This window comes from Bifidobacterium sp. ESL0769 (assembly GCF_029395495.1).
In the GTDB taxonomy this organism is placed as follows: domain Bacteria; phylum Actinomycetota; class Actinomycetes; order Actinomycetales; family Bifidobacteriaceae; genus Bifidobacterium.
Genome location: NZ_CP113918.1, coordinates 2,050,323 through 2,073,128 on the forward strand (window position 1 = coordinate 2,050,323; position 22,806 = coordinate 2,073,128).

The 22,806-nt window shown below is 54.1% G+C and carries 21 protein-coding genes; 15 read left to right on the plus strand and 6 right to left on the minus strand.

Going from position 1 to position 22,806, the window contains the following annotated elements:
• Nucleotides 1–216 precede the first annotated feature (216 nt).
• Nucleotides 217–1,551, plus strand: coding sequence for an MFS transporter (locus OZX72_RS08070; protein ID WP_277158183.1), 1,335 nt, complete (start codon nucleotides 217–219; stop codon nucleotides 1,549–1,551).
• A gap of 112 nt (nucleotides 1,552–1,663) precedes the next feature.
• Here OZX72_RS08070 and OZX72_RS08075 read toward each other — a convergent pair whose 3' ends face one another.
• The 3 genes from OZX72_RS08075 to OZX72_RS08085 form a co-directional block, all read right to left on the minus strand.
• Complete coding sequence (locus OZX72_RS08075; RefSeq protein ID WP_277158184.1) at nucleotides 1,664–2,947, minus strand: phosphatase PAP2 family protein; 1,284 nt, start codon at nucleotides 2,945–2,947, stop codon at nucleotides 1,664–1,666.
• 518 nt (nucleotides 2,948–3,465) lie between these two features.
• The gene (locus OZX72_RS08080) at nucleotides 3,466–3,741 is read right to left on the minus strand and encodes a helix-turn-helix transcriptional regulator (protein WP_277158185.1); all 276 of its coding nucleotides are present in this window, start codon (nucleotides 3,739–3,741) and stop codon (nucleotides 3,466–3,468) included.
• Between the two features lie 6 nt (nucleotides 3,742–3,747).
• Nucleotides 3,748–4,098, minus strand: coding sequence for a type II toxin-antitoxin system RelE/ParE family toxin (locus OZX72_RS08085; protein WP_277158186.1), 351 nt, complete (start codon nucleotides 4,096–4,098; stop codon nucleotides 3,748–3,750).
• 314 nt (nucleotides 4,099–4,412) lie between these two features.
• Between OZX72_RS08085 and OZX72_RS08090 the strand changes: the two genes are divergently transcribed.
• The 4 genes from OZX72_RS08090 to upp all read left to right on the plus strand — a co-directional run bounded on the left by OZX72_RS08090 (nucleotide 4,413) and on the right by upp (nucleotide 10,395).
• Nucleotides 4,413–6,641 (plus strand): RNA degradosome polyphosphate kinase, encoded by a 2,229-nt coding sequence (locus tag OZX72_RS08090; RefSeq protein ID WP_277158187.1) that lies wholly within the window; start codon nucleotides 4,413–4,415, stop codon nucleotides 6,639–6,641.
• 21 nt (nucleotides 6,642–6,662) lie between these two features.
• Nucleotides 6,663–8,159, plus strand: coding sequence for an NUDIX domain-containing protein (locus OZX72_RS08095; protein ID WP_277158188.1), 1,497 nt, complete (start codon nucleotides 6,663–6,665; stop codon nucleotides 8,157–8,159).
• Nucleotides 8,149–9,135: a hypothetical protein gene (locus tag OZX72_RS08100; protein ID WP_277158189.1), complete on the plus strand. Its 987-nt coding sequence runs from the start codon at nucleotides 8,149–8,151 to the stop codon at nucleotides 9,133–9,135. Before OZX72_RS08095 ends, OZX72_RS08100 begins: the two co-directional genes overlap by 11 nt.
• Nucleotides 9,136–9,756: 621 nt before the next feature.
• A complete protein-coding gene (upp, locus tag OZX72_RS08105) occupies nucleotides 9,757–10,395 on the plus strand; it encodes a uracil phosphoribosyltransferase (RefSeq protein WP_277158190.1) in 639 nt (212 codons plus the stop codon).
• A gap of 254 nt (nucleotides 10,396–10,649) precedes the next feature.
• Here the strand turns inward: upp and OZX72_RS08110 are convergent, their stop codons facing one another.
• The 3 genes from OZX72_RS08110 to OZX72_RS08120 form a co-directional block, all read right to left on the minus strand.
• Nucleotides 10,650–12,344 (minus strand): AarF/UbiB family protein, encoded by a 1,695-nt coding sequence (locus tag OZX72_RS08110; RefSeq protein WP_277159418.1) that lies wholly within the window; start codon nucleotides 12,342–12,344, stop codon nucleotides 10,650–10,652.
• A 235-nt stretch (nucleotides 12,345–12,579) separates the two neighbouring features.
• Nucleotides 12,580–12,858, minus strand: a complete 279-nt coding sequence (locus OZX72_RS08115; RefSeq protein WP_277158191.1) for a phasin family protein — start codon at nucleotides 12,856–12,858, stop codon at nucleotides 12,580–12,582.
• A gap of 117 nt (nucleotides 12,859–12,975) precedes the next feature.
• Nucleotides 12,976–14,010, minus strand: a complete 1,035-nt coding sequence (locus OZX72_RS08120) for a LacI family DNA-binding transcriptional regulator (RefSeq protein WP_277158192.1) — start codon at nucleotides 14,008–14,010, stop codon at nucleotides 12,976–12,978.
• A gap of 333 nt (nucleotides 14,011–14,343) precedes the next feature.
• Between OZX72_RS08120 and uhpT the strand changes: the two genes are divergently transcribed.
• From uhpT to OZX72_RS08170, 10 genes are all read left to right on the plus strand, one after another.
• On the plus strand, nucleotides 14,344–15,756 hold the full coding sequence (uhpT, locus tag OZX72_RS08125) for a hexose-6-phosphate:phosphate antiporter (RefSeq protein ID WP_277158193.1): 1,413 nt from the start codon (nucleotides 14,344–14,346) through the stop codon (nucleotides 15,754–15,756).
• Entirely contained in the window at nucleotides 15,753–16,487 is a 735-nt protein-coding gene (locus OZX72_RS08130) for a histidine phosphatase family protein (protein WP_277158194.1), read from the plus strand. Before uhpT ends, OZX72_RS08130 begins: the two co-directional genes overlap by 4 nt.
• A gap of 167 nt (nucleotides 16,488–16,654) precedes the next feature.
• Nucleotides 16,655–18,439, plus strand: a complete 1,785-nt coding sequence (locus tag OZX72_RS08135) for a glycoside hydrolase family 13 protein (protein WP_277158195.1) — start codon at nucleotides 16,655–16,657, stop codon at nucleotides 18,437–18,439.
• A 125-nt stretch (nucleotides 18,440–18,564) separates the two neighbouring features.
• Nucleotides 18,565–19,290, plus strand: coding sequence for a histidine phosphatase family protein (locus tag OZX72_RS08140; protein WP_277158196.1), 726 nt, complete (start codon nucleotides 18,565–18,567; stop codon nucleotides 19,288–19,290).
• 72 nt (nucleotides 19,291–19,362) lie between these two features.
• Entirely contained in the window at nucleotides 19,363–19,860 is a 498-nt protein-coding gene (locus OZX72_RS08145; protein ID WP_277158197.1) for a hypothetical protein, read from the plus strand.
• Nucleotides 19,861–20,181: a hypothetical protein gene (locus OZX72_RS08150; protein ID WP_277158198.1), complete on the plus strand. Its 321-nt coding sequence runs from the start codon at nucleotides 19,861–19,863 to the stop codon at nucleotides 20,179–20,181. It begins immediately after the preceding gene.
• Between the two features lie 20 nt (nucleotides 20,182–20,201).
• Nucleotides 20,202–20,501, plus strand: coding sequence for a hypothetical protein (locus OZX72_RS08155; RefSeq protein ID WP_277158199.1), 300 nt, complete (start codon nucleotides 20,202–20,204; stop codon nucleotides 20,499–20,501).
• 21 nt (nucleotides 20,502–20,522) lie between these two features.
• A complete protein-coding gene (locus tag OZX72_RS08160; RefSeq protein WP_277158200.1) occupies nucleotides 20,523–21,635 on the plus strand; it encodes a hypothetical protein in 1,113 nt (370 codons plus the stop codon).
• A 166-nt stretch (nucleotides 21,636–21,801) separates the two neighbouring features.
• A complete protein-coding gene (locus OZX72_RS08165) occupies nucleotides 21,802–22,254 on the plus strand; it encodes a hypothetical protein (protein ID WP_277158201.1) in 453 nt (150 codons plus the stop codon).
• A gap of 28 nt (nucleotides 22,255–22,282) precedes the next feature.
• Nucleotides 22,283–22,786: a hypothetical protein gene (locus OZX72_RS08170; protein WP_277158202.1), complete on the plus strand. Its 504-nt coding sequence runs from the start codon at nucleotides 22,283–22,285 to the stop codon at nucleotides 22,784–22,786.
• Nucleotides 22,787–22,806 lie beyond the last annotated feature (20 nt).

Genomic DNA, 22,806 nt, shown 5'->3' on the forward strand with positions numbered 1-22,806 from the left:
TGAAAACTTTCGAGGGAAAAAAATATGAAGGACATCTGTAGCGCAAAAGCCGAGAAATTTATAGACGAGACTGAACTTCGAAACCCCGCTCTTCTAAACCAATCCAAACAAGCAAGGACAGTCCAAACAAATCAAGCACAAGACACCTCCAAACCGACTGTTTCGCCATTACGTTCCGGCAACTTTATCCTGCTCATTGCGGGACAAGGGCTTTCGTTGTTCGGTAACACCATGCTGCGCTTCGCCATGTCGATGTGGGTGCTCGACAAAACCGGCTCGGCCACCGTTTTTGCGACGCTGCTCTCCGTCTCCATCGTCCCGACCATTCTGCTTATGCCATTCGGCGGAGTTGTCGCCGACCGTGTCAACCGGCGGACTATGATGGTCGCGCTCGACGCCGTCAGCGGAAGCATCGTATTGGTTGCAACCCTCGCGTTCGGCTTTATGCAAGCCCATACCATCGTTTCAATCGCCATGCTGCTCATTACCCTTTCGGCGCTTGACGCGCTAGAATCCCCTACCGTCAGCGCGTCCATCCCCCAAATGCTCGGACGAAAAGACACTGTGTTGCTGCGACGGGCCCAAGCGATTTCCAGCCAGGTCAACTCCATCATGCAAATCATTCCCACCTTTGCAGGCGGTGCGCTATACGCCTTGATCGGCATCCGCACCATGATGGCCGCCACGACTGTCTGTTTCTTCGTCACCGCCGGATTGGAATGCTTCATCAGGCTCGGCACAGTACATCATCATGAAGCGATAAATGGAAATAAGAACGAACTATCATCAGGCAAACAAACCAACCCAGGTCGTAAATCTGCAACGGCGATGTTTCCTGGTGCAGTAGGAATGAACGATTCAAAATTATCAAAATTCCAAAACACTAAGCCAACTGTTCGCCATCATATCCTCAAAGTTTTTCTGGCCGACACCCGCGATGCCGCCGCGTTTCTCAGGGCCAACCCGACGCTGCTCGAACTCGTTGCCGTCACCGCCGCTCTCAACTTCTTCCTTAACGGGGTCTCGTCTGTGGGCTCGCCTTATATCATTCGTACGGCGCTGCGTTTCGGGGCCGACATCTACGGCTATTGCGACGGGATTATGAGTATTGTTTCGCTGCTTGACACCTTGCTGACCACCGCACTGGCCGCGAAACTATTCATGCGGCAGATGCCTGCAACTATTTACGCCTCAGCCCTCTGCTTCGCGCCGATCGCTGTGGCTTTCGCGCTGCCAGTGAGCAGGTGGGCGAAATTGGTCACGTTCATTGTCGCGTTTTGCCTGGTCACACTTTCCACCGACTTCACCAACATCATCGCCACTCCGACCTTTATGACACTGATTCCTGACGAGCTGATGGGCAAAATCGGCGCATTTATTTCAGCCGCCAGCCTTTGTGCGGCGCCGCTGGGCCAGATGACTTACGGTCTGCTTTTCGATCGTCTCGCAGTTGCGCCGATTATGGTCGGCACTGGCGTTTGCTTGGCAATTGGCGCATTCATCCTTACGCCGATGTGCAAAAGATTTGGGCATGAAGAAGCAGCAAGGTAGTAATCAAACCGGCCGAATTCACCACTTTTCCAACGTGACCGGCAGCTAAACGTGTCTTTTTTTTTATTTAGAAGGCGACATCCACGCATTGACGAATAACGCAACCGCGTGATTACTCCTGCGGCGGGGCGGGAGGAGCCCCGACCAAGCCCAGACGCGTCAACGGGGACGCAGTCAACTGACGCACTGCAAGCGTGAGGCCGGACATGAGACAGCCGACACCGATGATGGCAGCCATGGTCAGTGCGCACGCGCCGTTCTTGGCCCACATAGCCATAATGTCAAGCCCGGGATAAATCTGCCAAAGCATGTAGCCGGCGTAGGCGCAGGAGACGACGCCGAACGTAATCATGATGCTGCCGACAATCTGTATGCTGGCCGACGACATTCGGCTGCCAGGGCTGTCCATACCGGATTTGCGCGTGAACGCGAGCGTAAGCATCGCCAGACCTCCACCGATGAACAGCGACATCAGCACGTCAGACGGGCGGTGCCAGCGACCGACGATCACGGAAGCGGCAACAAGGATGCTATATGTTCCTCCAAGCACCGCGACCAACGCACGCCAAACGCGCGGAACGGCGATAAGCAGCACCAGCACCGACCCCACCGCAAGCAAGGTGTGACCGGAAGGCGCACTGTTTTCGTGTGTGGAAAGGACACGGATAATCATTGGCCTCGGCAAAAGCCGTTTGAGCCACGCCGCGCCGTAGGCAACGCCCCCAAACACGGCCATCTGGCCAACCAGCCACCAGCGTTTACGGACCGCCGCGATGATGAAAGCAAGCACGGCAATCGTCAGACTGGTTACCACTATCACCACGCCGCGGTTAAGCACATGCGCAACCGCGATAATCCAGCTCGGAGCACTCGTGTTGAACACCTGCCAGACGAGTTCGTCGAAGCTCTGCCCCTCCATGGTGTGCACGCCGAACCAATAAATCGCAGCGGCCGAAACAAAACAGAGCAGCGCGAGGACAACGGCGAGGACACAGCTGGACACACGTGGACGAATGGTCAGCGGATCGATTTGAGCGAGTCCTTTTTCGATGTCGTCATCGGCCTCGGAAGCGTCACTGTTTGAGGTTTCGTTGGCAGATTTGATGCCGGACTTGCCCGCACTCGTGCCTGCCGTGAAAACGCTGCCTGCCGAGGCGCTGTCGTCATCGTCAAACGTGGCGCTTTCACTGCCGAAAGCCACGAAACTCACCGGTTCGTTTTGAATTGGCGGCGTAGCTGACGGTTGACTTGCCGGCCGAGCCTGGCTTACCGGGGCTTCGGTCTGAACCCGAGGAGGCGAAGGAATCGCGACTTTGGTCTGATTGCGCGGTGCGGGTTCGCCGGAATTGCCGGCCTGTGCTGCTTGTGGAACCTGTCCAGTGGAATCGTCAGTCATGGTTTTCAGTTTAGATGGCATTGACTACGAGCGGGCGTCCTTGCGGATACCAAGTCTGAATATCTACAAGTCCGTCAAATATCGGCTCGCAGGACTGTAAGACGTTACTCAAGCTCGAGCTCATGGAACGCATGAAACTGCCCCGAACGTAAAAGGAGACCCGCCGAAGCGGGTCTCCTAACAAGTCCAACTGAAAAGCAGATAACTTCACAACTCCATCGTCGCAACGGTAAGCTTTATCATCGGCCCGTTCAACGTAATAGTCATCGAGACCTTGTCTTTTTGTGGATCTGCTCTGTTCAATTGTGCTTGTAGTTCATATTATGTACTATCCGCCTCGCTAACACAAACCGAAAACGACATTTGTGCGTTAATGGTAGCTAACGTTTTCTTCCAACCTATTACGCACATGAAATGTCATATTTTGGTCTCTAAGAAAAGCCGATTGTGCGTTTCTGTCGTTTCGCTATTCCTGCAGCGTAACGAAGCACCGTACCCACAAAATGGCAGTGCAAAACTCACACAAACTCAATCTTGAGTTTGCGCCCCAGCCCCTTGGCGATTTGTGCAAGCGTTCGGACCGTTGGAATGGAATTTCCCCTTTCAATACGTGAATAGTTCGAAGGCCTCATACCGCACCTTTTCGCCACTTCAGCCTGCGTCATATGAGCCTGGATCCGAGCACCCATAATCGCTATCGCGGCTTCGTGCTCTGGCCTGGTGCGCTCATACTCCTCCGCAAATTTCGGGTCCCGGCTTTTGCGCTCGGCTATATACCTATCCAAATCATCCATCGCTATTTACGCCTCCCTTTCCAACCAATCTTTGCGATACCGTTTTGCCCTGGACAACTCCACAAGCGGCAGTTTATTTTGCTTTTTCACAAAACCATTGGTGATGATGATTCGACGGCCTTCCATGAAAAAATACAAGGCACGAACATCATTTGTCGACTGCCGAACGCGTAACTCGAAAATACCGTCAGAGACACGCTTTGAATATGGCTCACGCAAATGGTTGCCATATACCCTCAACATGTCGATGTCATCCAACAATTTCCGCGCTAATTTTTCATCCAACGAGCTCAACAGTTCTTGCATTGGCTTCTTGCCATTGGGTAATGCATAGAACTCAACTTCAAAATTTTCCATGGCATCACCTATTTAATTATCAATTTTGATATTATCATTTTTGATATGTTTTGCAAATTCACTTCATTCCCCTCTTTCGTCAGTTTTGTATTCCATTTCCAGCAAAACACTGCTATACGCCGAAGAGCAAGCTAAAACAGGCACTGTGGTCGGATGATAGGGGTTATCCACATTTGAGGCGTGTTGCGGGTTGAGTCAGAAAATTATGCACATTCTGGGTAAATCACGGTGGACGAAAAATTAGTTATTCACAATATGGCGAATTCTGCGTTTCTTGTCTTCCATAGCTCTATGGCAATGCTTAGAGTAGGGATATGGCACAGATTTTTGACGCACCCTCGAAGGCATTGCTCCGCAGTCAGATTGCCGAGCACATCGCAGAAACCGAGAAGTCCGATAAGCGCAAGGCGCTGCCGGAGGAACAACCGCTGCCGGCTGACCGTTATTTCGACCGCGAGCTGAGCTGGCTCAAATTCAACAAGCGTGTACTCGAAATGGCGGAGGATCCTGAAGTCCCGCTGCTGGAACGCGCCAACTTCGCAGGCATCTTTGCCTCGAACCTCGATGAGTATTTCATGGTGCGCGTCGCTGGCCTCAAGCGCCGTATCGACACCGGCATCGCGGTGACTTCGGCGTCCGGCTTGAGCCCACGCCAGCAACTGCGTTCGATCAGCGAAACCGCGCACGAACTGCAGGCCGAGCACGCCAACGAAGCCATCAAGCACATCCTTCCCGAGCTGGCGAAGGAACATATCGTTTTGCTGAGCTGGGACAGACTCACCAGCGCCGAGCAGGAACGGCTTTCGCGTTATTACCGTCAGCAGGTCTTCCCGGTTCTGACGCCGCTCGCGTTCGACCCGGCCCACCCCTTCCCCTATATTTCTGGCGGTTCGCTGAACCTCGCCGTTTTGGTGGAGAACCCGAACAGTGGCAAGACCCATTTCGCCCGCGTAAAGGTGCCAGACAATCTGAACCGCTTGGTTCCCGTCGACGATCTGACCGACGAGGAAAGCCGTGAGGAACGCTATGGTTTCATCACCATGGAGAACCTCATCATCGCCCACCTCGAATCGCTCTTCCCCGGCATGATCATCAAGGAGGCGCGTTCGTTCCGCGTCACTCGTAACGAGGACATCGACGTCGAAGAGGATGACGCCGAAAACCTACTGAACGCGATGGAAAAGGAACTGCTGCGCCGTCGTTTCGGGCCGCCGATTCGCTTGGAGATCAGCGACACCACAAGCCCGTTCCTCTCCCAGCTTCTGGCACGTCGTCTGCGCGTCAGCGAGGACGAAATTTTCCGTCTGCCCGCCCCGCTCGACATGAAGCTGATGTTCGAGCTGCAGGATATTGACCGGCCGGACCTCAAGAACAAGCCGTTCATCCCGACCACGAACCGACAGATTGCAACGGTCGAGTCGAGCCGTGCGCAGGATATTTTCGCCGCCATCCGCGAGCGCGATATCCTTCTGCACCATCCTTACGATTCGTTCTCCACTTCCGTACAGGCTTTCTTGGCCCAAGCTGCGGCCGACCCGAAGGTGCTGGCCATCAAGCAGACGCTTTACCGTACCTCCAGCAACTCGCCGATCATCGACGCGCTGGTCGATGCGGCGCATGCCGGCAAGCAGGTCTTGGCACTGGTCGAGATCAAGGCGCGGTTCGATGAGGATGCGAACATCGCGTGGGCCCGCAAGCTCGAACGCGCAGGCGTCCATGTCGTTTACGGCATTGTCGGCTTGAAGACCCATTGCAAGCTTTCGCTGGTCGTGCGCCAGGAAGCAGACGGGCTGCGCCGTTATTGTCATGTCGGCACCGGTAATTACAACCCGAAGACCGCTCGTCAGTACACCGATCTCGGCCTGCTGACCTGCGACCCGGTGGTCGGGCAGGATTTGACTCGCCTGTTCAACCAGCTTTCCGGCTATGCACCGCGCTCCAGCTTCCATCGTCTGTTGGTCGCCCCGCGCACCTGCCGCAGCGGACTCATCCAGCGCATTCGCCGCGAAGAGGACGCCGCACGCGCCGGCCACGAATCCTGGATCAAGATCAAGGTCAATTCCATCGTCGACGAAAAGACCATCGACGCACTCTATCGCGCCAGCCAGGCCGGGGTGAAAATCGACCTCGTCGTACGCGGTATCTGCGGCCTGAAACCCGGTGTTCCAGGCTTGAGCGAGAACATCCGCGTCCATTCCATCCTCGGCCGTTTCCTTGAGCACAGCCGCATCTACGCCTTCGCGAATTCCGCGGGCCCGCAGATCGGTGAAGGCCCGGCCTCCGGACCGGAAGTCTGGATCGGTTCGGCCGATTTGATGCACCGTAACCTCGACCGCCGCGTGGAGGCGCTGGTACGCATCACCGACCCTGAGGAAATCACCTCGCTCATCGATTACGTCGATCTGCAGATGGCCGATACCACCTCGTCCTGGCACATGCAGCCGGACGGCACCTATATCCGCCATTCGCACGATAAGGACGGCAAGCCTCTAGTCGATTGCCAGGAACTGCTGATCAAGACCCACCAGCGTGGCCGTAAATAACAATCAAGAAGCGGGCGCTAAATGACCTCCGAGATTAAACCATCACATGTCGTTGAATCGGCGGGGGGCATTCCCTACCGTTGGATCGCCGCGGGCAAGGCTACGAACGTCGACGAACGAGCTGTAAAGGCTAGCAAGTTCGCCGAGGCTCGTGCCTCCCGCAGCACCAGCAAGCGCAAGCGGCGGAAGCACAAGCTGCCATTGACCGAAGCCGAAATCCATTTCCGCGCCATCATCACGCAGCTGGAAGTCTGCCTGGTGCATCGCCCGAAATATGACGATTGGAGCTGGCCGAAAGGCAAACTCGAGGAGCACGAGTCCAGCCGTCATGCCGCGATACGCGAGATGGAAGAGGAAACGGGCGTGCCGGTGGCGCTGGGCCCAAGCATCGGCGAGGTCGAATATCCACTCAATTCCGAAGGTAAGAACTCAAAGCACAGCAAGACCAGCGGAACAATTTATACCAAGCATGTCGTCTACTGGATGGCTCACCCGATTTCGCCGGAAACGGCAAAAAGTCGTGAGCAGGCTGTCGGCACCATTAAGCCTGCGAAAACCAGTGAAATCGACGAAGTGCGATGGCTGACCATCCCGCAAGCCCGCAAACTGCTTTCGCATCCGCTCGACCGCGATATTCTCGACCAGTTTGTCGACCGCATCCAGGAAGGCGCGCTCAAGGCGCAGAAGCTGATTATCGTTCGTCACAGCAAAGCGGTCGCGCGTAAAAAGTGGAACGGTACCGACGCCAATCGCCCCATCATTCCGCGCGGCGCAGCGGCAAGCTTCGCACTGAATCAGGAGCTGGGGTGCTATGCCCCGCAAAAACTTGTTTCCTCTCCCTGGCTGCGTTGCATGGAAACGCTCGAACCTTACGCTTGGCATACCGGGCTTGAGACCGAGCAACTGCCGGCGCTTACGGAAGACGCCTTCGCGGCAGATCCCGATGCATCCTGGCAGTGTGTTTCAGACGTCATCGACGATTTGTTTGCTGAAACCGATGGCCTATCCGTGGCCAAAAGCGCCGTACGGGTCGGTACCAAAGCCGTGGTCAAAATCAGTGATACCACCGATGCCGGTAGCTCATCAGGTAAGAATGCCGACAAATCGGCAAACGACGACAAGAGCGAAAACTCCGCCTCTGCGATATCCGATTCGGATAAGAATGCCGAAGATTCGACGGTATCAACGGATGATTCCCCATCGCCCAATCAAAAAGAAAACGCTGACGATACCGATAATGCAGCTTCTGCCCCAGACGAGAACCCAACGGCAGCTTCTACACCGGAAACTACGCCGAAACAGTACAGTAGGGCCACCGCCATCTGCATGCATCGGCCGGTCATCGGCGGGATTTTCGAGCATCTGCGCACCATGTGCGCCTCGAAATCGCTGGCCAAACAGCTCATCGCTAAGTCGCCTTATATGCCGACGGGTAATGCGGTAGCATTGTTTATCGTGAAAGACGCGGAAGGCCCGCGCATCATCGATATTCAAAGAATGGCTCCAGTTGTCTACTAACCCAGTGCATTACAGTTCCGGTTCCGTCAATTCCGCTCATCCTGGCTTCGCACCCGCTCGAACGGGTTCCTCACGCCCGGCACGCCCTGCCCAGCTCGACCCGGCGTTGACCGAGAAAATGGCCGGCGGCATGGATCCCGAGGAAATCAACGAAATGAGCCATGCTTCGGCGCAGGCGATGCTCGACCGCGTGCACCATACGCAGGATCCACAAATCGTGCAGCGGGTGCTGACACTGGTCGACCGCGAAGGAGTCGACATCATTGCGGAACTGTGGAGCAGGTCGGAGCCCGATTCCCTGCCTGGCATCCTTTGGCGACTTTACCTGCTGCGCACATGGATGCGCAAGAACCAGCGATCGCTGGCAAGCCTGTACCGTATCGCCGAGCCGGAGGACACGGCCGCTTCTGCTATCGCCGGTGTCGATACTCCCCCAACCGCCGAAGACATCGTGCATACCGCAGATTCCATACTTTCCGGCGCATTCACCGGTGATTTTGCCGTCGCGCTCGAACGTGCCTCGGCCTTCATCGACGTGATTGCCAAAGGACTTGCAATTCGTGCGAAAATGCTGACAAGCAAAGCACGCAAGGTCGAAGCCGCGGAAGCAGCCCGTCGCGAGGCGCATATGCGTGATTTGCAGCGTGAAGTTGAGGCAGCAGAAGCGGCACAACGGCTCTCCGACGAGGCCAACAATGTCGCCGATAGCGACGATGCCAATCACGGCAAGGATAATCGCACAGATTATGGCGAAAGCGACCGCAACAACCCCGCCGCCAACCGTTACAACTCTGCCCTGAGTGACGCCGACACACGCTATCGTCAAGGCAAAGGCCCGGCGAGTTCAGCCGGTCCGGCCTCCAACGACCCTCGCACCATTGCCGCGCGCCTGCTGCACACCGGCAGCAACCTGATGACGACTTCCGCGGATTTCCGCCACGGAGCCGGCCTCTGGCGCCAGGGAAAGCTCGAGTAATCCAACATTGCACAACCGACAGATTCAAGTAATCTGGCACGCACACCCAAATCGAGCAACCCAGTAAGTTCCGTCCGTCAGCCCTGAGCAATCCTGCATTCATGTCAGTCAAACTCAAGTAATCCGGCGTCACGTAAACACTCGTAAACCCTCACTTTACGCGCTCGGCGTGTAAACGTAGGATGACCAGTTATACTTAGAGACGCGCTGGACCGTGCTTAAGCCCCGGGCTTCATTTTTTGCCGCTGCGAGCGGCGTTCGCGCCGACAGGCGCTTTCGCGGTTCAGCGTTTTACTCTTCAATATCAGCTTTGATTTCATCGTGTCAGGCTTATCACGAATCCTGTGTGTAGACATGCTCATCAGCTAGTCCGGAAATCGTCAATATCGCAAAATGCGACTTCCCCCGCAGTAGAAGGGGTATATGTGCGGGAAACAACGTATTCTGCAACGTTAAATGCGACTTTTCCCGCACATGTACCCCATTTAGCGCGGGAAAAGACGCATTTATGAGAGAGCCCGTTCGAATGCCGATAACTTACCAAGCCACGATGTTGTGACGGCACGCACAATATTCAATTTTCGATTTTCAAATAACCACGGCTGGGCATATCCTAGAAGTATGCAACTTCAAGTTTTGGATCACCCGCTGGTCGAGCACAAACTCACCGTTCTACGGGATAAGAACACACCCTCCAACATCTTCCGCGAGCTCGTTAGCGAGCTTGTCACCCTCGAAGCCTATGAAGCGACGCGCAACCTCGACGTCGTCGACAAGGATATCGAAACCCCGATCTGCAAGATGACCGGAAAGCATCTCGCTTCCCCACGTCCGATGGTCGTTCCGATTCTGCGCGCCGGCCTCGGCATGCTCGACGGCATGACCAAGCTCCTGCCGACCGCCGAAGTTGGCTTCCTCGGCATGCGCCGCGATGAAGACACGCTCGACATCATCACCTACGCGAACCGCCTGCCCGAAGACTTGACCGGCCGTCAGGTCTTCCTGCTTGACCCGATGCTCGCCACCGGCGGCACCACCATTGCGGCAACCCACTACCTGATTGAGCGCGGCGCGAAGGACATCACTTCCATCAACATCATCGCCGCCCCCGAAGGCCTGAAGCGCGTCGAAGATACCCTCGACCCCAGCATCAACCTCAAGGTTGTGGTCTGCGGTGTCGACGATCACCTCAACGAGCACGGCTACATCGTCCCCGGCCTCGGCGACGCCGGCGATCGCCTCTATGGCCTGATCGACTGAATTTCCTCCAACAACTTCCATTTAAACAGCACGAGGTTCTTTCCAATTACATTTGGGAAGAACCTCTTTTGTTGCCACAGTCATTCGCTGACAGCAATAAAACTTACAAAATCGTATGCATTAAGCCGAATGAAAATTGTTTACTATACTGCTCAATCCGTCATAAAAATCATAAGTTGAACAGTATAATGCACAACCAACTTCTAAATTGCCAAGTTGTACATTACGGTATTCATTTTCCCATCCAATTGCTGCTACTTGTTTTTCGCGGCTTTCTTGGCTTTGCGACCTTTGAAGTAGATGTCGAAAACGATCCAGACGCTCAGGATGAAGGCGATGACGTAGCCCATGAAGCCGACGACAGGGATGCCGAAAACGATGGGTTTCATTCCGGCGTAATAGACGATGGACGAGCCAACGAACAGGCCGACCACGATAAGCGCCATCGTCAGACGATTGGTCATATCGGAAATCTGCTTCAGCGGTTCCTCGCTGCCAACAATCTCCATATTCATCCGCAACTGGCCGCGCGTGAGCATGCGCATGGCGATCTTGCTTTCAGCGAGCGCGTCGAGCGAGCCGTGCAGCGCCTTGTTACCTTCGATACTGAGCGTCTTGATTTCGTCCTTGGCAACCTCGTCTAGGCGTTTGCTTCTGGTGGCATGGTCGGTGATAATCTCAATCATGTTGACATCGGGAATGAATTCGTCAAGCAGACCTTCAAGTGTGACCAGCGCACGGCTCATCGTCGTGACGGTCGAAGGGACTTCGATGCCGTGCCGTTGCGCGAGATTGGTCAGGGCCATCGCGAACTCAGCGACGTTGAGATCGGCCAAGTCCACTTTGCCGTATTCCTCCACGATGACGTCGAGATCTCTCAGAAGATGCGGATAATCCTCGGAATCCGGTTGGACGTCAGCAAAACGCAATAGCCCGTCGGCAAGCGCCGGCGAATCCTGCTTGCCGACCGCGAAAATCATCTGCCGCAAGAGTCCTCGGGTCTTACGGTCGAGACGGCCGACCATACCCAGATCAATCAGTACGATCTTGCCGCCGGAAATGATGACATTACCCGGATGCGGATCAGCGTGGAAGAAGCCGTTGTCGAGAATCTGCGCGGCGTAGTTGTCGACCAGCTTGGTGCCGATTTCCTTCAAATCGTAACCTTCGGCGATGAGTTTGTCGGTATGGTTAAGCGAGATGCCCTCGATATAATCCATCACCACCACGTGCTGGGTGCACAGGTCCATATACGGCTTCGGGCAGTCCATATAGCGGAACGGCTCGCAAAAACGCTTGAATTCGGCGAGATGCTGCGCTTCCTTTAGAAAGTCCGTCTCGTCCTCGAAGGTATCCCACAGTTCCTCGACCACGCCGCCGAGGTCGACAACCTGCATGCTGGAACCCAATTTCGTGGCCGCCTTGGCGATTGAGCGCATGATGGAAACATCCTGCGCCATCGTCTGCCGTACGCCCGGCCGCTGCACCTTCACGGCCACATCCTCTCCGGTGACGAGGATAGCGCGATGGACCTGAGCCAGCGAAGCAGAACCCAACGGCTTCGGGTCAATGTCGGCAAAAATCTCGTCCACCGGTCGCTTGTATTCCTGCTCCAATGTTTCGACGACGGTCTGGTAAGGCATCGGGTCGGCGTCTGCGCGAAGTTTCGCCAGTTCGTCGCAATATTGCTGCGGCAGAATCTCGGAACGCATCGAAAGCATCTGCCCGACCTTGACGAACGTGGGGCCGAGCGCTTCCAGCATCAGCCGCATTTTGCGCGGCGTAAGGCCTTTCGTGATGTCGAACTGGCTCATGATACGCAGGATTTGGCTGAGCCGTTTGGCCTTCCCGCGCCGGGTCAGGTGATAGCGTTGCGCAAAGGTCTCGCGGCGTCGCCCAAACAAGCTGAATTCTTCGCCGTTTTGATAGCCGTCCAGCTGGGAATCCATGTCTTCAAAGTGTTCTTTGGACTGATTGGCATTTTCGGATTGAGCACGGCTTTCGTTGCCGGAATCATCCTCGAGGTCATTTCGGGCATAGTCGCCCTTCAGCGCGGCATTGGAAACCTTATCGGCCATCGTCACCTGAAATCAAACATAGTTATACAGCACATTGCCACCTGTCCTCGGCTATTTCAAGCGCCGGACCAAGATACTAAAAAGACGAGAGGCAATGATGCTAAAATTACTCGGCTTTCTCGTCGCTTTCGTCGGACTTGTCAGCTGCGGGCTTGTCAGTGTCATCTGCCTCAGCCTTGGCGTTCTGCTCTTTCATGTCATCCTTGACTTCCTGCGCCTTGTGCTTGAGCTCGGTGTTGAGCGTCCTGCCCTGCTCCACCGTCAGCTCGCCCTTCTTCACCAGTTCGTCAACGATTTCCTGCCCTTTTTCGGCAGTGGTCGCCAGCGCTCCGATACCGGCCAGAAATATGGTGCGCAGCCCGTCGCCCAGTTTGTAATCAGCCATGATTCCTCTTTCGTTAGTAGTGATACTTGTAATTATTTTAAGCCTTTACTATCGAAATAGCCAAGAGACGAACTTCGGCAATACCAGCCAATAAACACCCTTCCTACTGTCTCGTTGCTATTTGACGGCGAATGCAGTATCACGCATCATCAGCACGGGACGTATCAGCGAATGTCGTTGTTCAAGCTTCTCGCCATTCATCAGCGCCAGCATCTTCCGCCCTGCCAAACGTGCCATTTTAACCGGATTCTGACGAATCGTCGTCAAACCAACGATGGGCGCCAATTCATTGTCGTCGAATCCGATAACCGACATGTCTTCGGGCACACGGACGCCAAAGCGCTTGAGCCGGCCAATCAGCGGTACGGCAAAATCGTCGGTCTCCACGCAGATGGCCGTGGGCCGCGGACGCAACGCCAGTAACTGCGCGACGGCGACCTCCAGGGCGTCATCTTTGGATCGATAATCGTTCGCCTCACCCAGCACAAGATTATGTACCTGGTTTTTATCGAATCCTTGACTCAACGCCGCCTTCATGAACATTTCTGCGCGTAGTTGAGAACTCAGCTGCAAATCGCCGGGAGCGGGCCACCCGACAAAGGCGATATTCTCGTGTCCCATATTCCTAAGCAAATCAATGGCATCGCTCATGGCCTGTCCATCATCGAGCAGGACGGAAGCATCGAATCCGTCGATGGTGCGTGAATCCAATCCGACCGAGGGGATGGAAAGTCGTTTGAGAATATCGGATTGGCCGGTATTGAGGTTGATCGAACAAACCATAATTCCGTCGACGTTGCCGTCAGAAGGCAATCTGTCGAAAAACTTATTGAGTCTTTGAGCAGTGCCCGCGACAACGGGCACCACATCATAGCCTGCCGGGGAAAGAATCTCATATGCCCCTTCAAGCACCGAGGAGTCGAACCACGTGTTGAGCGAGTCCGCCAACAGCAATGAAACCCGCATGGTCTTGCCGCTCGCCAACGAAGAGGCATTGCGTGAAAATTGGAAGTGCAAGCGCTTCGACGCCTCTTGCACCTTCAACCTTGTAGAATCGTCGACGCGATCCAGCCCGCGCAACGCACGGGATACTGTCGAATCCGAAACACCGGCTTCAAGCGCCACATCATGCATGGTGACTCTACCCAACATTGCCTCCTGAAAACACCCTGATTCCTTGGTATTCCTATATCTTACAACCGGGTTTTCAACCTCTGAGACGAAAGGCCGTCAGCCGATTACGCAATCCGTGCGTACTCCTTTTCATCGATATCGTACGGTTAGCTCAAAGTAACAGAGAATGCAGGTATTTGACAATCATTGTGCAAGCGCTATTATTAAAATTGTTGGCTTTTTAAAAGGAAATTAAAAGTACTATTTACATTTTGTAAATGCGCTTTTATAGAACAGAGCAGTATGCAAAGTGGCTCCTTCAAAGATGCCGGCACCAGTTAACTAAAAGAGAACACAGCACAAGGAGGTCGCATGTCGAGCAATACATTCAATCTTGCTTTTGACAAACATGTACCAAAAATAAATATGCCGGTTTCCGAGCAGCGCAAGAAATGGTTCATGGAGTTCATGAAGCCGTTCATCATCAGCGTCCTGCTCTACAGCTTCATGTATTTCGTACGTGATGATTTCAAGGCCGCACAGCCGCTGCTGAAAACGCAGCTGCATATGACGACCACTGATCTGGGCCTAATCGGCACCGCGTTCTCCCTGGCCTATGGCATCGGCAAAATCATCGTCGGCTACATCGTCACCGACAAAGACAACAAGAAGGCCGCTTCCATCATGCTGATGGGGGCTTCACTTATCGTCGCCTGCTTCGGCTTCCTGCTGACTTTCAACAACATACCGCTCGGCTGGCTTCTGGCGTTCTGGGCCATCAACGGACTCTTCCAATGCGGGGCCGGACCCTGCTGTTCCGGCGTCATCATGAACTGGACGACCAAGAAGAACTACGGTCGCTATTACGGCATCTGGAGCGCCTCGCACAATATCGGCGGCGGTCTGGCAGGCATGTTCTCCCTGTGGTGCGCCAATACGTTCTTCCATGGAAACGTGGCTGGCATGTTCATCGCCCCGGCAATCGTCGCCTTCATCATGGGCATCATCTGCTTCACCGTCGGCAAGAACCGTCCTGAAGACCTTGGCTGGGAATCCGCAGAAACCATTTTCGGCGAGCCCGCGAAGGAAGAGGATGTCTCTTCCGAAGGCGAATCCACCTGGACCATCTTCCGCAAGTACCTGCTGAAGAACCCGTTGGTCTGGATGCTCTGCTTCTCCGACGTCTTCGCCTATATCATGCGTACCGGCGTCGATAACTGGTCGTCTCTGAGACTTACCGAGCAGCTTGGCTTCAGCGCCGATACCGGTGCCCAAGCCATCTTCTACTTCGGCCTTGGCTCCATGATTGGCTGCATCACCTGGGGAGCGGTCTCCGATGCGCTTAAGGGACGTCCCGCTCTGGTCTCGCTGATCTGCCTGGCCGCTGTGAACGTGCCTATGGTCTTCTACCAGCGCGGCACCACCCCGACGGGCGTGCTTATCGCCATCTTCTTCGTCGGTCTCTTCGCGTTCGGCCCACAGGTGCTGATCGGCATCTCCCTGTTGAATCAGGTCCCGAAGAAGGCTGCGGCATTGGCCGGTGGCCTGCTCGGAGCCTTCGCCTATCTGCTTGGCGATTCCACGGCAAAAGCCCTGCTCGCCAAGATCGCGGATTCCTCCGCAAGCGGCATCAACTTCTTCGGCCACGTGCTTCACGGCTGGGGTGATACCTTCACGGTAATCTACGTCGCCATCGCCTGCGCCTTCGTCATCCAGCTGATCGTCACGCTCGCCGAGGAGAAGAAGATTCGTGCGGCACGCAAACCCGAGGTCCAGGCACAATGAGCGAGATGAACAATACCGAGCCGGTGACCATCTATCTGGCCCGTCACACGAAAACCACCTCCAATGCCATGGGCCGTATGCAGGGTTGGTCTGATTTCCCAGTGACTCCTGAGGGACGGGAAATCATCCGCTGTTTCGGACGAGGATTGAAAGGCATCACTTTCAAAGCCGCATGGTGCGGTACCCTGCAACGCCATTACGAAACCGCTCGCGGCGCACTCGACTACTCGGGCAACGAATCCGTGTCCATCACCCGCGACGCTGACCTTCGCGAGGCCAACTTCGGCAGCTTCGAAGGACGCGACATCAACGCATCCGTACAAGCCGCGATGGAAGAACTCGGATATGCCTCTCTGCAGGCGGCTCTCGATGCCATCGGCACCAAGGCCAATCTGGATCTGCAGGACGGCCTGTACGCCCTCGACCAACGCAACGTGCTCGGCACCGATCTTGATGACGAAGACCGCGCGGAAAGCTCGGAGCAGATTCAGGACCGCATGCTCGCTGCCATGACCCGCATCGGACAATCGGCGCTTGCACAAGGCGGCGGCAACGTCTTGGTGGTCAGTTCGGGCTTGAGCCTGCGCGAGTTCCTCTTCCGTATCGACCCGGAAGTGGATCTTTCCGACCAAGGCAACACTGCAACCACCAAGTTGCGATATGCCGACGGACGCTTCACCATCATCGGCCCCGTGGGTTCGACGCAGTATTATGAACGCGGCCGCGAATAGCAATTGACAATACCATGATGGTTGGTTGCGAACGTTGATTTTGCCGCAACCAACCATCCCATGTGCGGGCTCATATTCCCTTCCAAAGCTCTGCCTGAAGAATACGGGCTCACACATGGTCGTTGAACCATCGATAATCAGAAAATACGACAATAATAAGGAGCAGAATGTCATCCGTCAGCCAGAAGGCGAAAGCCGCATCCAACCCCACAGACATTTCGGAAAACCTTTGGTGGAAACAAGCGGTGGTCTATCAGATATATCCGAGAAGCTTCAAGGATTCGACCGGTTCTGGTTTGGGCGACCTCAAAGGCATCACCGATAAAATGGGATATCTCAAGGCTCTCGGCGTCGACGCGGTGTGGCTTTCGCCCTTCTATCCCTCTGAACTGGCCGACGGCGGCTATGACGTGCAGGATTACCGCAACGTCGACCCGCGCCTAGGGACCATGGACGATTTCGACGCGATGGTCGCCGCCGCGCACAAAGCCGGCATCAAGATCATCGTCGACATCGTTCCGAACCATTCCTCCCGTCTGCACCCGTGGTTCCAGGAAGCACTGAAATCCGAGCCCGGCTCCCCCGCCCGCAACCGCTATATCTTCCGCGACGGCAAAGGCCCCAACGGCGACGAACCGCCGACCAAATGGATCGCCAACTTCGGCGGCTCCGCCTGGACCCGCGTGCCCGACGGCCAGTGGTATCTGCATCTGTTCGCCAAGGAACAGCCCGACTTCAACTGGGACAACCGCGAGGTGCGCGACGACTTCCTCAAGACCCTGAAATTCTGGTGCGATCACGGCACCGACGGCTTCCGTGTGGACGTGGCCGAGGGCCTGGCCAAGGACCTTGACCGCGACGACCTCGACAACTACGACGTCGATGCCATGCACATCACCGTCGAGGACGGCAGCCACCCGGTCTACGACCGCGACGAAGTGCACGAGATCTTCCGCGAATGGCGCCGCGAGGTCTTCGACAAGTATACGCCCGCACGATTCGCCGTGGCTGAGGCCTGGGTGCCGGCTTCCCGCCAGTACCTCTACGCCCGCCCCGATGAACTTGGGCAGGTCTTCAACTTCAAGTTCGCCGAATGCAACTGGCTGCGCGACGAAATGCACGAGGCCATCGAGGACGGCATCGCCTCTGCCGAACGCACCAACGGCTCAACCTCCACTTGGGTGATGGGCAACCATGACGTGCCGCGCAGCGCCTCACGTTACGCGCTGCCGCAGGTCAAAACCGACAACGGCCTCTACCATGCCATCGCCAACGATTGGCTGCTACGCAACGGCACGACCTACCACGAAAACCGCGAACTGGGCACCAAACGCGCCCGTGCCGCCGTCATGCTGGAAATGGCCTTGCCAGGCTCTGCATACATTTACCAAGGCGAGGAACTTGGGCTCTTCGAAGTTCCCGATATCCCTTGGGACGAACTCGAGGACCCCTGGGCCTTCGGCACCCGCCGGGATCTGACAAAGAAGGGCCGCGACGGCTGCCGCGTGCCGCTTCCGTGGCTGGCCGACGGCGAGGATGGTTCCTTCGGCTTCTCCCCCGCCAAGCAGACCGACGGCAGCAACGCTGAAAAGCCCCATTTGCCGCAGCCTGAATGGTTCCGCGACTATGCTGTGGACGGCGAAGAGGCCAACAACGACTCCATGCTTTCGCATTATCGTCGCGTGCTGAAGCTGCGCCACGAGCTGCAGACGCCTGACACTTCCCTGACCTGGCTTGACGATTACGACCACGAGACCAAGGCCCACGACGGCGCCGACGGCAATCTCGGCGGCTCCATCGCCTACCAGCGCACCAACGGCTGGACGAACATCACCAACTTCAGCGCCGAACCGATGGCTCTGCCGGAAGGCGAAGTGCTGTTGAGTTCAGGCCCACTTACCGCTGACGGCAAGCTCCCGCAAGACACTTCGGTGTGGATGAGACTCAGATAATCCCGTCTTCGGCTGCATTCTCGCGCCAATCGCCATTTGCGCTCTGGTCTCTTTGCCTTCGCGAAATCAAAAATCATCCCTACGTATAACCTTGAAGCAGTAGACGACAAAGAAAGCAAAGAGCAATGAACTCGACAATCATTTATCTGACCAGGCATACCGAGACCACAGCAAACAAGATGGGCATCATGCAAGGTTGGTCGGATTTTCCGGTAACGCGGCATGGACGAGAAATCATCAAATGCCTGGGGCTCGGTTTTAAAGGCATCACTTTCGACGCAGCTTATTGCGCTTCACTGCCACGCCATTACGCAACCGCACGAGGCGCACTTGATTACTCCGGCAACGAGACGGTCAAGCTTATCAGCGATCCAGACCTGCGCGAGGCGAATTTCGGCAGTTTCGAGGGACGCAACAGCGAAAAGACGCTTGCCGAAGCGCTCAAGCACCTTGGCTACACCGAAAAAACCGCCGTCACCAACCTCGGCATCAACGGCATAATGGATGTACAGAATGCAATGCATGACCTGGACGCTGAAGACGTGCTTGGCACCAATCTTGACAGTGAGGTGCGTGCCGAGACCGCGGCTGAGGTGCTGGAGCGCATGAACCGTGGGATGACTCGCGTCGGCGAGACCATTGTTGCACATGGTGGCGGCAATGCGCTGGTTGTCAGTTCCGGGCTGAGCATCGCCCATTTTCTCATCGCCATCGATTCAACCCTCAACGCCAAGGGAATGGACAATGCGGCAGTCACCAAATTACGCTACGAAAACGGAACTTTCAGCATCGTCGGCCCGGTCGGGTCGCTGGAATATTACGAAAAAGGCAAAGCCAGCATGTCGAATTGATTTCATATTTCAGCTAACGAATACGGCGATATTGATTATCATATAATAATATAATATATCAATATAAGTAACATGGCTATCTTTGGGGAGGCCACGATGCCGTATTCGGATAACCTGCGCGCCGATATAGCGCGCACGGATCGACATATTTCCGACTTGTCAGATCAACTCAATGCCGCCAAGGAAAAACTCAAGCGTCTTCAAGAATTACTCTCTTACGTTACACATAGGCAAGACAGTTTTCTCAACGAACAAGGAAGAAAACAATCCAGCTTCAAACAAATTTGGGAGCACTGCGCCAACAGCCAATCGGCCGTCAACTATAGCAACGTCATGGGCGACGTGCTATTCGGCAACAAACCCAACAATATAGCAAGCTCATATTCTGACGGCATCAGCCATACCAATGATGCCATCCGAAAGACTGAAGAAGAAATAGGAGATCTACAGCACAGCATCACCAATGCTGAAAATTATCGAGCCGATCAGGTGAACCATTTGCAGCGGGTGATGGCCGAAGAGCAATGGTCGGCCCAAAAAGCAGCAATGCAAGCAAAAGGAGCATACTGAATGACACAACAAGCGAACAATGCAGACACAGTAGATAGCAACCTCGTCATCGACGACGAGTACGTACTAGGTCGCGGCACAGCCGAATCGTCGACAGGAGAAGACCTCGAAAAGTCTTTCGATAAATTTCTCAAAATTCTTGACGACATCGCAGACAGAGGCATCGTATGCGGATCGCTACATGAAGCCACCGTCGCATATCGATCCGTTGCAGGAGAATTGAAAGGTCAATTTGAATCCTTCGGCAACCAAACGAACGACGTATGCAAAAGCCTTATTACTTCAGTCGATGATGCTGATCAAAAACTTTACGACCGTTAAATTCATAAAATTGGAGAATCATGGAAATCGTTATCCATACCGATGTACTGAGAACGCAAATCAAAGAACTTGAAAAAATCAAGATCACGCACGACAAGGATTCCAATCAAGTAGGAGATGGCAGTAGTATCAGGGCCATTTCGCAAATCGGTCAGGATTCGCAAATGCTGGAAAATCTTTTCGAAACACTGTTAACGAAGGCAACAGCATTTTTCCGAAAAGCACTAAACGACTATGAGAAAGCAGACAAAGCCAATGCCGACGCCATCGAAAACTCGCTGAACCGCTCACCGGTACCGGCACCTAAGCAAAGCAAGTAAGTCGTAGCGTAAGGGAAAAACATGCCGAAACGAGATTTCACAGAGAAAACCAAAGAAAACCTATTACAAATTGTTTCCGAGGTATCAGCACAGGATGAGTATCCCGGAGGAGATACCGGAGATTGGATTTTCGACCGATGGTACGACCTGGAGCACGACCTCAATGGATTTGATATCGGATCAACTGTCGACTCCGAGAATAAATATTATCAAAAAATAATTGACATGAACAACATGTCAGCGCAGACAATCAACAAAATCTGGACCGACGTCAACAACGTCAACACCCAGCACTCTTCACGCTTTGCTGCGATAGTGGCCTCGTTGGAAGACCTGACTCAACAGGTAAGGAACCTCATCGATACCATCAACCCCGAAAAGGGTGAATTCAATGTCCAATATATAAATTCCACACTCAAAAACGGCATCGACGACTATAAAACCGAATCAGAAACACTGAAGAAGGTTGCCAAAGACGGAATCACCGAAAAAGACCTTCAAGGAAAATCTCCGGAAGAACTTGCTAAATGGCTTGGACCTTTCGCCCGCGCATTCGCAACAATCGCACCCGGCGTGTCAATCGGACAAGACAGATACATTCCTATTGGAAAAAACATAGGTATAATCGTCGGCAACAGCACTAGTACCAGCGGAAAAGGCCCGCTTCATATTGACTTCACCGACACCATCAAAGGCAACAGCTCGGAAATCGAACTCATGGCATTTGCTGATCTCGAGCATGATGGTTGGGAATACAAACAATCATTCTCTGGCCGAAAAATCGAATATTCCTGGTCTAAAAAGAACGGTAACCACTCCGATAAAATCACTGTGAAAACCGATCATAAAGGCGGTTCTATCGGCATTGATTATGAATCAAGTACTGAGGAAAATGAAACTGCTGTAGCTACACATGTGGGATTGAACGTTCAGCGACACAATGATTGGAAACCACTCAATCCTCATCCCGTAGAACCACAAAAACCACCTATTGCTACTATCAGAAAAGGATGGGACAAAATACCCAAGCCAATACGGATGGTAGGGAAATCCATACTTGAAATCGGCAAGAAATACCTTGAAAAAAGATTTCACATACCTTCAAAGATCCCTGAAATGCAGAAAGCGGCCTAAAATGCGAACGTTGAAAAAAATATCAACCTTCGTTATTTCTTTGATTTGCTTATTAGCCATTTTTGCAACAACAGGGTGTACGCGAACTCTGCATAACGAATCCAAGACGGTCGCAAAACCGAAAACTCAAAAAATCATCTATCCGGCGAGTTTCGAAAAAAATTTCTTGGATCAAGGAGAAACTCCCGAGCAGGATGCTAAGACCATGAAAAAGAACCGCAGCCCTGAGTATTATACGGATGTTTATGCCAGAAAGAACGGCGACATCGTCATCGTGGTCACCAAGAAACAGCTCGATAAGCTCATCAAAGAAAACGACGACTATATCAAACACAGCCTTGACGAGTTCCATCGCGAGGAACCGGAATACAAGCAGGAGGTCTCTGCCGACGGGCGGGAACAAACCGTCTGGCTCGACCGCAACATCCATCCCCTTGTCGAATCCAATATCGCCACCACCTTGCCCCAATGCTACGGACTCAACTACTACCTCAAGGGAGGCAAAGGCGACTGGGACATGCAAATTACCTTCCGCAATTGCCACACCAACCAGCTCATCCACCAATACATGTGGTCGCAAGGATGGGATGGCTACACCACCGACATTTTCGGCTACTGAAACACCGAATCAGACATAAGGAGAACCATTGCACACCGAGACTTTGTTTGACAACACTTTCTCAGTAGAGCTCCCTGACGAGTTTACGACGAAATCCGTTGGAACCCAAAATGACGAAAGCACTGTCCCCGCACATCCGGTTTTCAGCGTGCCAGAGGACGAAGACACCTCCATTGCATTCGTTCCAGGAGAAGAGACATGGGATGACAACACTCTCGCTGAACGATTGGGAGGCTATGCAGAGACAATCGACCGAACCCACGCCGGAGTCGACAACCTTGAATTCGCCATGCGAGAAGGACGGTCTCAAACCCAAAACCACCCATTAGGGCTCATCACTTACACATACAAAACACTGGACGCCGACTACTCCGCAATCTTTGTGCTTGCTCCTTTAAAGGGAAAAGATCTCTGCATTTTCATGGACTGTACGTACGAGAATGCATTCATACGAACCGACCAGTTCATGGACATCGCCGAATCCATTACTTTCAACGAAGACGCAAGCACGAACGACGACAAACAGGAATGAAAACAGACGAACATTTTGCC